We start from the raw sequence: 12,618 nt of genomic DNA, 5'->3' as shown, positions 1-12,618 counted from the left end.
TAATACATAAAACTGAGTGATTTTAGTTAAAAACATGTAATTTCAGTTAATATTTAATGTAATTTCCTTTAGAATATCGTTTTTGTTTTATATAACTAACTGGATTAGAACCAGCCTCAGGATTTAAAAAGCATGCTTCAACTTGAACAACTAAAGATAGCAATAATTGGATTAGGCTATGTCGGTTTACCATTAGCAGTAGAGTTCGGGAAAAAAACCTCTGTGATTGGTTTTGATATTTATCAAAAACGTATTGATGAGTTGAAAAGTGGTCAAGATCATACTTTAGAAGTCAGCCCAGAAGAACTAAAAACAGCACAACATCTTTTTTATAGTGCTGATTTAGAAGACTTAAAAAGCGCAAATTTTTATATTGTCACCGTTCCAACACCAATTGACCATGTAAATCGTCCAGATTTAACACCACTGCAAAAAGCAAGTGAAACACTTGGCAAAGTGATTTCCAAGGGTGATATTGTTGTTTATGAATCAACTGTATATCCAGGCGCAACAGAAGAAGTTTGTGTTCCAGTTCTAGAAAAATTTTCAGGTTTAAAATTTAACGAAGATTTTTTTGTGGGCTATAGCCCAGAACGTATTAACCCAGGTGATAAAGTTAATACACTAACTAAAATTAAGAAAATTACTAGTGGTAGTACACCAGAAGTTGCAGACTTTGTAGATACTGTATATCAAAGTATTATTACTGCTGGAACACATAAAGCATCAAGTATTAAAGTAGCTGAAGCAGCTAAAGTGATTGAAAATACACAACGTGATTTAAATATTGCTTTGGTTAATGAATTGTCTGTTATTTTTGATCGTATCGGTATTGATACTGTCGATGTATTAGAAGCAGCAGGAAGTAAGTGGAATTTTCTACCTTTCCGTCCTGGTTTAGTGGGTGGTCACTGTATTGGTGTAGATCCGTACTATTTAACACATAAAGCAGAAGAAGTTGGATATCACCCACAAGTCATTCTTGCAGGTCGTCGTATTAACGATAATATGGCACGTTATGTTGCTCGTAATACCATCAAACATATGCTGCAAAATGGTATTGATGTGCCTCGTGCAAAAGTAGGTGTTTTGGGCATAACTTTTAAAGAAAATTGTCCAGATATTCGTAATAGTAAAGTGTCTGATTTAGTCAAAGAATTAGAACTTTGGGGGGCACAAGTTGTTGTTGCTGATCCATGGGCTGATGCTGAAGAAGTAAAACATGAATATGGTGTTGATCTTCAGGTTATTGATGAAAACAATCCTGTAGATAGCTTGATTGTAGCTGTTGGACATAATGAATTCCGCACATTGACAGCTGAGCAGTTACGTCGTTTAGTACGTACAGAAAAACCTGTTTTGTCTGATGTGAAAAGTTTGTTTGATCGTGATGAAATGGTCGCACAAGGTTTTACTGTTTTCCGCCTTTAATTTTAATGATCGAAAGAAAGAAGTATATAGAATGAAAAAGTTTGCTCTTATCGGTGCAGCAGGATATATCGCACCTCGCCATCTTAAAGCGATTAAAGAAACAGGTAACACTTTAGCTGTTGCAATGGATATTAACGATTCGGTTGGAATTATGGACAGCCATTTCCCTGAAGCAGAGTTCTTTACAGAGTTTGAAGAATTTGAAGCATATGTGGAAGACCAAAAATTAAAAGGTGAAAAGCTCGATTACGTTGCAATTTGTTCACCAAACTATTTGCATGCACCTCACATGAAATATGCCTTGAAAAATGGCATAGATGTCATCTGTGAAAAACCATTGGTATTAAGTTCAGAAGATTTAAACTTATTATCTGAATACGAAAAACAATATGGTGCAAAAGTAAACTCAATTTTACAGTTACGCTTACATCCTTCGATTATTGCTTTACGTGATAAAGTACAGTCAGCGCCCGAAGGTAAAATTTTTGATGTTGACTTAACGTATTTAACTTCGCGTGGTAAATGGTACTTAAAATCATGGAAAGGCGTTGATAATAAATCAGGTGGTGTTGCAACCAATATCGGTGTGCATTTCTATGATATGTTGCACTTTATTTTTGGCAAAATTGTGAAGAATGAAGTCCATCACCGTGATGAAAAAACAGCTTCTGGTTATTTAGAATATGAACGTGCTCGTGTACGTTGGTTCTTGTCTATCGATGCAAATAACTTACCTGAAAATGCTGTTCAAGGTGAAAAATTAACTTATCGCAGCATTACCATTGAAAATGAAGAGCTTGAGTTCTCAGGTGGTTTCACTGATCTTCATACACAAAGCTATCAACGTATTTTAGAAGGCAAAGGCTATGGTGTTGAAGAAAACCGTGCTGCAATCGAAACAGTTGAAGTGATCCGTGTGGCACCATTAGTAGAAAATCCTACAAACCCACACCCATTATTAGCGAAAGTAAAAAAATAATCAGGGATTCTATTATGAGTTTTTATCAACATGAAAGTGCGATTGTTGATGAAGGCGCGCAAATTGGAAATGATTCTCGGGTTTGGCATTTTGTTCACGTATGTGGCGGTGCCAAAATTGGGCAAGGCGTGTCTTTAGGGCAAAACGTATTTGTAGGAAACAAAGTTGTTATTGGTGATCATTGTAAAGTTCAAAACAATGTTTCAGTTTATGACAATGTGACTTTGGAAGAAGGCGTTTTTTGTGGACCAAGTATGGTATTCACAAATGTATATAACCCTCGTTCTCTTATTGAGCGCAAAGATCAATATCGCAATACTTTAGTGAAAAAAGGCGCGACTTTAGGTGCAAATTGTACGATCGTGTGTGGTGTCACTATCGGTGAATATTCTTTTGTAGGCGCTGGTGCTGTCATTAATAAAGATGTACCTGCATATGCATTAATGGTGGGTGTGCCTGCAAAACAAATTGGCTGGATGAGTGAATTTGGTGAGCAATTGGCATTGCCAATCACAGGTCAGGCAGAAGTAGTATGCTCACATACTGGTGCAATTTACCGTTTGGATGGTCAGGTTGTGACCAAGCAGCAGGTTTAAAATGATTGAATTTATTGATTTAAAAGCACAACAAACTCGTCTAAAAGATAAAATTGAAGCGGGTATTCAAAATGTATTAACACATGGTCAATATATTCTTGGACCTGAAGTAAAAGAGTTGGAAGAGAAGCTTGCAGCTTATGTCGGTGCAAAATATTGCATTACTTGTGCAAATGGTACCGATGCTTTACAGATCGTGCAAATGGCATTTGGTATTGGTCCTGGTGATGAAGTAATCACACCTGGGTTTACTTATATTGCGACAGCGGAAACAGTTGCAGTATTGGGTGCAACGCCTGTATATGTTGATGTTAATCCAAAAACATATAATTTAGATATTGAAAAGTTGGAAGCGGCGATTACTCCGCGTACTAAAGCCATTATTCCTGTAAGTTTATATGGGCAATGTGCTGATTTTGATGCTATTAATGCAATTGCTGAAAAGTATAATCTACCTGTGATTGAAGATGCTGCGCAAAGTTTTGGTGCAACATATAAAGGTCGTAAGAGTTGTAATTTAAGTACAGTAGCATGTACAAGCTTTTTCCCAAGTAAACCTTTGGGTTGCTATGGAGATGGTGGTGCTATTTTTACCAATGATGATGAGCTTGCAAAAGTCATTCGTCAAATTGCACGTCATGGTCAAGATCGTCGTTACCATCATATTCGTGTGGGTATGAACAGTCGTTTAGATACGTTACAAGCTGCAATTTTACTGCCAAAACTTGAAATTTTGGATGATGAAATGCAAGCACGTCAACGTGTTGCTGAAACATATACACGACTTTTCAATGAAGCGGGAATCTCAACCACTCCATATATTGAAGAACACAATCAAAGTGCATGGGCGCAATATACCATTCAAGTGGAAAATCGTGATGAAGTTCAGGAAAAGCTAAAAGCACAAGGTATTCCGACGGCTGTACATTATCCAATTCCATTGAATAAGCAGCCTGCGGTAGCAAATGATGCTGTTTTACCTGTAGGCGATGCAATTGCTGAGCGTGTAATGAGTTTGCCAATGCATCCTTATTTGACACTTGAAGCACAAGAAAAAATTGTGGCAGCATTGAGTAAGTAATGTGAAAAGCCTTCTTGAAAAAGTTAATGCCAAATTAAATGCTCAGGGAGGCTTTTTAAAAGCTGTTTCTGTTTTAGTTGGAGGAACAGCTTTTGCTCAGTTAATTGGCTTTTTGTGTTTGCCATTTTTAACTAGGCTATATTCACCAGAGGATTATTCTATTCTTGGTGTTTATATTGCAATGGTTTCTATCTTGTCAGTTATTTCTTGCTTAAGATTTGATATTGCTATTCCTATTCCTCAGCAAGAAGATGAAGGAAAAGCTTTATTATTATTAGCACTCTTAAGTAATACTATCTTTTTTATTGTGTTATATTTTGCTTTATTGTTAATTCATCCTTTTATTCAAGATTTTAAAATTATAAAACAGTTATCATATTGGATTTGGTTAGTTCCATTTGGTGTCTATATTTCAGGTTTATATTCAGCATTACAATATTGGGCTACTCGTCATAAAAGATTTAAGGATATTGCTCGGACACGTATGACTCAGGCAGTTTTTGGTAATGGTACAAGTCTGGCTACAGGAGCTATATGGGGAGGATTTTGGGGATTAATATTAGGACAAATTTTAAATTTCTCTGGTGGACTCATTAAATTAGCAATAAGTGCTAAAAAGGATTTAAGTCTAGTTAAAAGTAGTCCCTTAAAAGATACTTTTTCTAAGTATAGTAATTTCCCTAAGTATTCAACTTTTGAAGCATTAGCAAATACAAGTGCTATACAGTTACCTTTAATTATTATTGCATCATTTGTTATAGGACCTGAAGTAGGTTATTTAATGATGGCAATGAAAGTTTTGGCTATACCAATGGGTTTAATAGGCTCTGCTATTTCTCAAGTTTACTTAGCAAATGCTAATCAATATTTGAGTAATGGAGAGTTATATAAATATACAAAAGAAATAGTCTATAAAGTATTAAAAATAGTGACTATACCATTTATTTTACTAGCTCTAGCTAGCCCATTTGTTTTTACATGGGTGTTTGGTGAAAAATGGGAAAACTTAGGGACATATATTTTATATATGATTCCTTGGTTTTTTATGCAAATATTGGTTTCACCTGTATCAATGAGTTTGCATTTAATTAATAAACAGAAAGTTGCTTTATTATTGCAAATTCTAGGCTTTATATTGCGTGTTGTTGGTTTATTGTTGATTTTTTATTTAAATTTAAATTATATAATTTACTACTATGTTGTTTCAGGCTTTATATTTTATTTGATTTATTTGTTGGTGGTCTTAGGGTTGTTGAAATGGAAAAAGTTACAATAGTTTCATTTAATACTGAGTTTGGTGTTTCGGCTTTACGTAGTAAATCATTGATTAAATTTTTAAAAGAAAAAAATATTCTTGTAAATGTTATATCTTGTGAAAATTCAAAACTTAAATGGTATTTTAATATTATATATAATATTATTTTTGGCTCTGAACGTAAGTTATACTTTAGCTGTGGGCCATTTGTGTATGTAGTTTTTTGTGTTTTTTTAGCGAAAATTTTTAATAAAAAATCTGTTGTGGATTTTAGAGATCCATGGTCATTAAATATTTTAACAAACTACGGAAACTCTAAATCTAAAAAAACTATTAAATATAGATTTTGTGTTTTTTTAGAAAATTTAATTTATTTTTTTTGTAGTAATTTTATTGTATGTACAAAGGGAATGTATGATGAATATAGTAAGCAGTTTTTCTCTAATAAAAAAATTGTTCTAATAAAAAATGGATTTGATTTTAATCAAGATAGTTCTGTTAAGTTAGATGTTGGTAAATTTTCTTTTGTTTGTGTTGGTAAATTTGCTGAATATGATGATAGCAAAGCAAGAAATATTCTTTTAAGTATAAAAAATAATATAAAAATTGATTTTAAAATTATTTTTATTGGGTCTGATGAAGAAAAAAATAGTACAATAGTAAAAGAGTGTGGTCTTGAAAAAAATGTTATATTCTATGGTAGATTGCCTTATGCTGAGGCAATTTCTTTGACAAGAAGTTGCGATGTTGGATTATTGATCTTAAGGGATGAAGAAATTGAGTATGGAACAAAAATATTTGATTATATAGGACTATCAATGCCATTTTATTCATTATTAGATAAGAATAAAAACTTTTACAAAGAGTTTGGTAAATTTTTATTTGATTTTAATACAATGCATTTATCAATTAAGAGTGTTGAATTGCAAAAATATACTAGGGAAGAGCAGTTTTTAGGCTTTAAAGGGATACTGTATTAATGAATGTAAGTAAAGATAAGTTAATAGTCCTATTTGTTACTTTGTTTTTATTGATTTGCTTTCAATTTAATTTTTTGTATAACTATTTTTTAGTTAAAAGCTTTATGCCTAAAATATCAGGTGTTGGGTATCCTATATTTGGTCATCTTCTTTTTTTACTTCTATTTCCATTATTTTTGTTAAAATACAAAACTTTAAGTAAATTTAAAACTTTTAATTTTATTTTTATTCCATTTTTAATTTATTGTTTCTTATTTTCATTGTTAAATCTTATGTATTTTAATTATAAAGGAGATTTTGGTGCATTTAATGAAAGCTTTATCTTTATAATTTATTTTTTATCCTTAATGTTTTGTTTCTTATTTTATTTTAAAATTCCAATTTTAGTTTTTGAGGTAATATATTTTTTAATATTTTTAATATTTTTTATTGAGTTGGATTTTAAAAATATTATTCCTTTTTCTTTAGATAATATTGCGGGTGGAAGTGAAGGTCATATTAATTATCAGTTAGTTTCTTTTTTTATGTTAATGACTTGGTTTTTGTTTTTCTTTAAAAGAAATAACTTTTTTTATAAATTTTTTTTAATCGTTTCTATGTTGATCTTTTTACTATTTTCAGGAGGACGTTCAGAGCTTGTAGGCTTTGTAGTGTCTGGGATTTTATGTTTATGCTTTTATTTTTTTATATCAAGCAATAATATTACTAATAGAGTTGTTTTTTTAATATTTTCTGTTTTTAGTTGTGGAAGTTTATTTTTTTATTTTTTTAATAAATATTCATTTTTATTTGAAAACTCAAGACATAGCCAAATTTTTGATGTGGAAAATAGTAGTTCTTGGCAGGAGAGAGAGTATTTATATCATCAGAATATTAATAAAATATTTAATAGTCCAATTTTAGGAGATTATGCTTCTCATAGAGAGCTTGGGGATGGAACATATATTCATAATGCTTTATCTGCATGGCAACAATTTGGTTTTCTAGGTTTTTTATTTTATGTATTGTTAATATATATACCACTAATAATGGCTGTGTTTTATTTTTTTAAAGATAAAAATAAATATGATATATATCCATTTTTATTTATATCTATTTATGTTGGTATCTTATGTACAGCAACAAAACCTATCTTTTGGCCTTATGCAGGAATATCTATTGGTATGTTTTATGCTTATTTAAACAATAGAAACTTAATAAAAGAGTAAATAATGAAATTAATTTTATTATCTTCTGCTAATAGTATCCATACGGCTCAGTGGGCAGTTAATCTTAAAAAATTAGGTGAAGAAGTTATTGTTGTTTCACAACAAAAGGCGGATATCAGCTTCCCTTCTGATATACCTGTATATTATTTACCATATAAAGGACAGATGGGTTATTTCTTAAATGTTTTTGCTTTAAAAAAAATCATTCAGGAGGTTCAACCAGATATATTGCATGCACATTATGCAAGTGGTTATGGTACCACTGCAAGATTAGTAAACTTTCATCCATATATACTTTCAGTGTGGGGTAGTGATGTATTTGAATTTCCTTACCGTTCATTCATACATAAATATTTATTGAGTTCTAACTTAAAAGCTCCAGATATATTAGTATCCACTAGTAATAGCATGTTAAAACAAACTTATCAGTTTATAGATAGAACAAAAAAGATAGATGTTATTCCTTTTGGTGTAGATCTAAGTAAATTTACATCATCTTATAAAAGATCAGAAAGACTAGATCAGATTACGATAGGTACTGTTAAAACATTAAAAAAAGTATATGGAATCGATATATTACTTAGAGCTTTAGCAATTGTTCAGCAAAAAATAGCAGATCAACACCCCCAATTTGCAACTCATCTACAATTTAGAATTGTAGGAGGGGGACCAGATTTGAACAAATTACAACTTTTAGCACAACAGTTAGGAATCGATAAAAATGTTGTATTTACTGGTGCTGTACAGCATGATTTAGTACCTGTAGAGCTTGAAAATTTAGATATTTATATTGCATTAAGTCGTCAAGAAAGCTTTGGTGTCGCTGTGATTGAAGCTCAAGCAATGGCAAAACCTGTTGTGGTTTCAAATGTTGGTGGTTTACCAGAAGTAGTAAAGCATGAAGAAACGGGTTTTGTGGTTGAGCCTGAAAATCCAGAGGCTGCTGCTGAGGCAATTATAAAATTAATATTAGATTCAAAGTTACGTGAAGAAATGGCTTATAATGCAGAAAAATTTGTAAGTCAAAACTTTTCTTGGAATGCATGTGCTGTAAAAATGAAAGATTTATATAAACATACTTTAGAAACATGTAGTAAAGGATAAATTATCGTGACAATATTAACAGTAGTTGGTGCACACCCACAATTTATTAAGGCGAGTGTTATATCTGCAGCTATTGAAAAAAGCTCAAATTTAGAAGAAAAAATTACTCATACAGGTCAGCATTTTGATGCGAATATGTCTAATATTTTCTTTGATCAATTAGGTATTCCAAAACCACACTATCAATTAGATATTAATAGTGGCAGTCATGCAATTAGATATTAATAGTGGCAGCCATGGTTCAATGACTGGACGTTTGTTAGAAGAAATTGAAAAAATTTGCCTAACTGAACAACCTAATCGTTTAATGATATATGGTGATACCAATTCAACTTTAGCAGGTGCGCTGACCGCTTCAAAACGTCATATTCCTGTTGCACATATTGAGGCAGAATTATGTAGTTTTAATATGCGAATGCCTGAGGAAATTAACCGTATTTTAACGGATCAAGTCAGTGATATCTTATTTTGCCCAACAGATACAGCAGTAAAAAATTTAAATAATGAAGGCTTTGCAAATAAACCAGTACAAGTATTGAATGTTGGTGATGTGATGCAAAATTCATCAATGTTTTTTGCTGAACGAGCAGTCAAAGGTGAAGCATTAAATCACGTACCTGCTATTAATTTTATTGTAGCAACGCTACATCGAGCAGAAAATACAGATGATCCTGTGCGTTTAAAGGCAATTGTAGATGCTTTAAACTATATTCATAAAAATATTTTACCAGTTGTTTTACCATTACACCCACGTACTCAAAAGGTTGTTAAGTCTTTAGGTCTAACTTTAGAAATGCTTGTGTTAGAACCTGTTGGATATTTGGAAATGATTTGGTTGTTGAAACATTGTAGTGCTGTAGTTTCAGATAGTGGTGGTGTGCAAAAAGAAGCCTTTTTCTTTAAAAACCCATGTATTACAATGATAGATCAAATAGAATGGGTTTAGCTTATTGAAAATAGTGCGAATGTATTGGCAGGTGCTGATACACAGAAAATTATTGAGTTAACACAAGCCATGTTAGGTAGGTTGATCGAAGATCCTTCTAACTTATATGGTGGTGGTCAAGCTTCAAAGAATATAGTAGATATTTTAAGTGAAATATAAATTATGAAAACAATTTGGTTAATTAACCAATATGCCTCTACTCCTGAAACAGGGATGGGGGGGAGGCATTATTATTTAGCTGAGGAGTTAGCTAAAAAGGGTTATAAAGTATATGTAATAGCAGCTGCTTATACACACTTATTGCGTCATCCTCCCATTATGAGCAAAGATGTCGAAATTGAAAAAATCAATGATAACTTTAATTTTGTTTGGATCAAGCTTCCTCATTATTCAGAGGCTCATAGTAAACAAAGGGTATTTAATTGGTTTAATTTTGCATGGAAGATAAAAAAACTAAAAAATTTATCGTTATATAAACCTGATTTAATTTTATACTCTTCACCTTCACCTTTTGGTTATATGGGGGCTAAATCATTAGCAAATTCTTATAATTGTCCATTTGTATTTGAAGTTAGAGATATTTGGCCCTTGACTCTACTTGAGTTGGGCGGATATTCAAGAAAACATCCTTTTATAAAATTTATGCAATATATTGAAGATACTGCTTATAAAAATTCTGATTTTGTAGTTTCAAACTTAGCAAATGCAGTGGAGCATATGCAAAACCGAGGAATGGAAACTTCAAAATTTCGTTGGATCCCTAATGGGTTTTCTTTATCTGAAGTTATATCAAAAGATCCATTAGATGAAGACGTAGTTGTAAAAATTCCTAAAAATAAATTTATAATTGGTTATACAGGAACAATAGGTGTTGCTAATGCATTAGATGATTTAATTAATGCGGCAAATTTGGCGAAAGAATATAAAGATATACATTTTATTTTAGTAGGTAATGGTAAAGAAAAAGAAGAGTTAGTTGCTAAAGTAGTAGAATTAGGATTAGATAACATAACTTTTATTGATGGAATACCTAAAAAACAAATACAATCTATATTGGCTTTATTTGATACATGCTATATAGGATGGCACAATAATCCACTATATCAATTTGGTATTGCTCCAAATAAATTACCAGAATATTTATATTCTGGTAAGCCGATTATTCATGCCTTTTCTGGTTATGGCGATCCAGTGAAAATTTCTAAATCAGGTGTTACTGTTCATGCAGAGAATCCAGATGCAATTTTCGCAGGAATCTTGGAGCTATATCACATGACTGAAGATCAAAGAAAAATTTTAGGTGAAAACGGTAAAAAATTTGCAATAGAAAAATTTGATTATAGTCAACTAGCAAATGAAATTTTAAGCTTTCTAGCGAAGTGATGAGTTTAAAGGAATACAATAGTTATGCATATTTTTCAAAATATGTGCTTTATAAGTTTATCTGATTGTTTTAATTTTTGATTAAATACGAATAGGTTGGGTTTTTATGAAAAGGTTGATTGATGTGTTGATTGCATCTATAGCATTATTGCTTCTTTCACCAATTTTTCTAATTGTTGCAAACAAAGTCCGTAAAAATTTAGGTTCTCCAATTTTTTTCTATCAAGAGCGCCCAGGGAAAGATGGAAAATTATTTAAAATGATTAAATTTCGTTCTATGAAAGATGCTGTTGATAAAGACGGTAACCCATTACCCGATGATCAACGTATTACCCCATTTGGGCAAAAGTTACGTTCTACCAGTTTAGATGAAATGCCACAGCTCATTAATGTACTCAAAGGCGATATGAGTATTGTAGGACCACGCCCTCAAATGAAAGAATTTTTAGATCATTATACTCCGCATCAAATGCGTCGGCATGAGGTTAAGCCTGGAATGACAGGTTTGGCACAAGTGAGTGGTCGAAATAATTTATCTTGGGAAGAAAAATTTGATTTAGATGTGGAATATGTAGAAAAACAGTCAACTTTATTTGATTTTAAAATTATGTTTAAAACGGTTGAAGTCATGGTGAAAAAGGAAGGAATTAATGCACCAGATCAAGAAGTTGGTGCGGAAAGATTTTCTAGCAGTAATAGTGTATCAACAACAAAACCGCATTCTCACCAATAAATTTTAAAGTGCTAGTAAAGTAAGTTATGATTAAAAAAGCAATTCTTCCTGTCGCAGGCTTAGGTACACGTTTCTTACCTGCAAGTAAGTCTATTCCGAAAGAAATGGTGACAGTGGTAGATCGCCCAGCTATTGAATATGTCGTTAAAGAAGCCGTTGCGGCAGGTATTGAGCAAATTATTTTAGTGACTCATTCCTCTAAAGCTTCTATTGAAAATTATTTTGATCACAACTTTGAGTTAGAAACCACCTTAGAAAATAAAAAGAAATTTGACTTGCTCAAAGAGATTACAGATATTTTACCTAAAAATGTCAGTGTTGTTAGTGTACGTCAACCTCAGCCTTTGGGTTTAGGTCATGCTGTACTTTGTGCTAAAGATATCATTGGAAATGAGCCTTTTGCAGTTTTATTACCCGATGTTTTAGTAAAAGATAATGATACCCAAAATGATTTATCATTAATGATCCAACGTTTTGAAATCTCAAATGCTTCACAGATTATGGTTGAAGCTGTGCCTGATCATTTAGTTGATCAATATGGTATTGTAGATGTTGCTCAATCACCGAATGAAGGTGAAAGCATTGTTATGCAAGGGATTGTAGAAAAGCCTGCTGTGGGTACTGCGCCTTCAAATTTATCAGTTGTCGGACGTTATGTTTTACCTGCTGAAATTATGCAACTTTTAGAAAATACGCCAAAAGGTGCGGGCAATGAGATACAGCTTACCGATGCGATTGCTGCATTACAAAATACCGCAACGGTTGAAGCGTACCGTATGAAAGGACAAACCTTTGATTGTGGTAGTAAGCTTGGTTATTTAAAAGCAGTGCTATACTATGGGATTGAGCATCCAAAACTGGGTGTAGAGTTTAAAAAACTAATTCAAAAATTAGAGCTGTAAAGACTCAAAACTAGGTGATA

14 protein-coding genes are annotated in these 12,618 nt (G+C 32.1%); all 14 read left to right on the top strand.

The genetic code is table 11. The features are described 5' to 3' along the window. Positions 1-132: 132 nt before the first annotated feature. The 14 genes from tviB to galU all read left to right on the top strand — a co-directional run bounded on the left by tviB (position 133) and on the right by galU (position 12,598). The gene (tviB, locus tag C9E89_RS14050; RefSeq protein ID WP_107008964.1) at positions 133-1,431 is read left to right on the top strand and encodes a Vi polysaccharide biosynthesis UDP-N-acetylglucosamine C-6 dehydrogenase TviB; all 1,299 of its coding nucleotides are present in this window, start codon (positions 133-135) and stop codon (positions 1,429-1,431) included. A gap of 31 nt (positions 1,432-1,462) precedes the next feature. Continuing rightward, positions 1,463-2,410, top strand: coding sequence for a Gfo/Idh/MocA family protein (locus C9E89_RS14045; RefSeq protein WP_107008963.1), 948 nt, complete (start codon positions 1,463-1,465; stop codon positions 2,408-2,410). 14 nt (positions 2,411-2,424) lie between these two features. Next, complete coding sequence (wbpD, locus tag C9E89_RS14040) at positions 2,425-3,006, top strand: UDP-2-acetamido-3-amino-2,3-dideoxy-D-glucuronate N-acetyltransferase (RefSeq protein ID WP_107008962.1); 582 nt, start codon at positions 2,425-2,427, stop codon at positions 3,004-3,006. 1 nt (position 3,007) lies between these two features. Next, the gene (locus tag C9E89_RS14035) at positions 3,008-4,087 is read left to right on the top strand and encodes a DegT/DnrJ/EryC1/StrS family aminotransferase (RefSeq protein ID WP_107008961.1); all 1,080 of its coding nucleotides are present in this window, start codon (positions 3,008-3,010) and stop codon (positions 4,085-4,087) included. A 1-nt stretch (position 4,088) separates the two neighbouring features. Then, complete coding sequence (locus C9E89_RS14030; protein WP_107008960.1) at positions 4,089-5,363, top strand: oligosaccharide flippase family protein; 1,275 nt, start codon at positions 4,089-4,091, stop codon at positions 5,361-5,363. Then, on the top strand, positions 5,345-6,322 hold the full coding sequence (locus C9E89_RS14025; RefSeq protein WP_107008959.1) for a glycosyltransferase family protein: 978 nt from the start codon (positions 5,345-5,347) through the stop codon (positions 6,320-6,322). The genes C9E89_RS14030 and C9E89_RS14025 overlap by 19 nt, the downstream gene beginning before the upstream one ends. Beyond that, entirely contained in the window at positions 6,322-7,530 is a 1,209-nt protein-coding gene (locus C9E89_RS14020) for an O-antigen ligase family protein (RefSeq protein WP_107008958.1), read from the top strand. The genes C9E89_RS14025 and C9E89_RS14020 overlap by 1 nt, the downstream gene beginning before the upstream one ends. A gap of 3 nt (positions 7,531-7,533) precedes the next feature. Continuing rightward, positions 7,534-8,634, top strand: coding sequence for a glycosyltransferase (locus tag C9E89_RS14015; protein ID WP_107008957.1), 1,101 nt, complete (start codon positions 7,534-7,536; stop codon positions 8,632-8,634). A gap of 6 nt (positions 8,635-8,640) precedes the next feature. Next, the gene (locus C9E89_RS24035) at positions 8,641-8,859 is read left to right on the top strand and encodes a UDP-N-acetylglucosamine 2-epimerase (RefSeq protein WP_265935931.1); all 219 of its coding nucleotides are present in this window, start codon (positions 8,641-8,643) and stop codon (positions 8,857-8,859) included. Further along, positions 8,843-9,580 (top strand): UDP-N-acetyl glucosamine 2-epimerase, encoded by a 738-nt coding sequence (locus C9E89_RS14010; RefSeq protein WP_265935930.1) that lies wholly within the window; start codon positions 8,843-8,845, stop codon positions 9,578-9,580. The genes C9E89_RS24035 and C9E89_RS14010 overlap by 17 nt, the downstream gene beginning before the upstream one ends. 24 nt (positions 9,581-9,604) lie before the next feature. Next, a complete protein-coding gene (locus tag C9E89_RS24030; protein ID WP_265935929.1) occupies positions 9,605-9,739 on the top strand; it encodes a hypothetical protein in 135 nt (44 codons plus the stop codon). 3 nt (positions 9,740-9,742) lie between these two features. Beyond that, positions 9,743-10,963 carry a glycosyltransferase family 4 protein gene (locus C9E89_RS14005; protein WP_107008956.1) on the top strand — a complete coding sequence of 407 codons (1,221 nt, stop codon included), beginning with the start codon at positions 9,743-9,745 and terminating at the stop codon, positions 10,961-10,963. 106 nt (positions 10,964-11,069) lie between these two features. After that, a complete protein-coding gene (locus C9E89_RS14000) occupies positions 11,070-11,696 on the top strand; it encodes a sugar transferase (RefSeq protein ID WP_107008955.1) in 627 nt (208 codons plus the stop codon). Positions 11,697-11,722: 26 nt separating this feature from the next. Continuing rightward, the gene (galU, locus tag C9E89_RS13995) at positions 11,723-12,598 is read left to right on the top strand and encodes a UTP--glucose-1-phosphate uridylyltransferase GalU (RefSeq protein ID WP_107008954.1); all 876 of its coding nucleotides are present in this window, start codon (positions 11,723-11,725) and stop codon (positions 12,596-12,598) included. Positions 12,599-12,618: the final 20 nt, after the last annotated feature.

The sequence above is a fragment of the Acinetobacter sichuanensis genome, assembly GCF_003024515.2.
GTDB lineage: Bacteria > Pseudomonadota > Gammaproteobacteria > Pseudomonadales > Moraxellaceae > Acinetobacter > Acinetobacter sichuanensis.
Note: the sequence above shows the minus strand (reverse complement) of the source record. Positions and strands in the feature narration are given on the sequence as shown.

What these genes read in the sequence shown, in the direction of transcription:
- C9E89_RS14025 (WP_107008959.1), top strand. Translation starts at nt 5,345, where the DNA reads ATGGAAAAAGTTACAATAGTTTCATTTAATACTGAGTTTGGTGTTTCG.
- C9E89_RS14010 (WP_265935930.1), top strand. Translation starts at nt 8,843, where the DNA reads ATGCAATTAGATATTAATAGTGGCAGCCATGGTTCAATGACTGGACGT.
- C9E89_RS14005 (WP_107008956.1), top strand. Translation starts at nt 9,743, where the DNA reads ATGAAAACAATTTGGTTAATTAACCAATATGCCTCTACTCCTGAAACA.
- galU (WP_107008954.1), top strand. Translation starts at nt 11,723, where the DNA reads ATGATTAAAAAAGCAATTCTTCCTGTCGCAGGCTTAGGTACACGTTTC.
- wbpD (WP_107008962.1), top strand. Translation starts at nt 2,425, where the DNA reads ATGAGTTTTTATCAACATGAAAGTGCGATTGTTGATGAAGGCGCGCAA.
- C9E89_RS14015 (WP_107008957.1), top strand. Translation starts at nt 7,534, where the DNA reads ATGAAATTAATTTTATTATCTTCTGCTAATAGTATCCATACGGCTCAG.
- C9E89_RS14020 (WP_107008958.1), top strand. Translation starts at nt 6,322, where the DNA reads ATGAATGTAAGTAAAGATAAGTTAATAGTCCTATTTGTTACTTTGTTT.
- tviB (WP_107008964.1), top strand. Translation starts at nt 133, where the DNA reads ATGCTTCAACTTGAACAACTAAAGATAGCAATAATTGGATTAGGCTAT.
- C9E89_RS14035 (WP_107008961.1), top strand. Translation starts at nt 3,008, where the DNA reads ATGATTGAATTTATTGATTTAAAAGCACAACAAACTCGTCTAAAAGAT.
- C9E89_RS14000 (WP_107008955.1), top strand. Translation starts at nt 11,070, where the DNA reads ATGAAAAGGTTGATTGATGTGTTGATTGCATCTATAGCATTATTGCTT.
- C9E89_RS14045 (WP_107008963.1), top strand. Translation starts at nt 1,463, where the DNA reads ATGAAAAAGTTTGCTCTTATCGGTGCAGCAGGATATATCGCACCTCGC.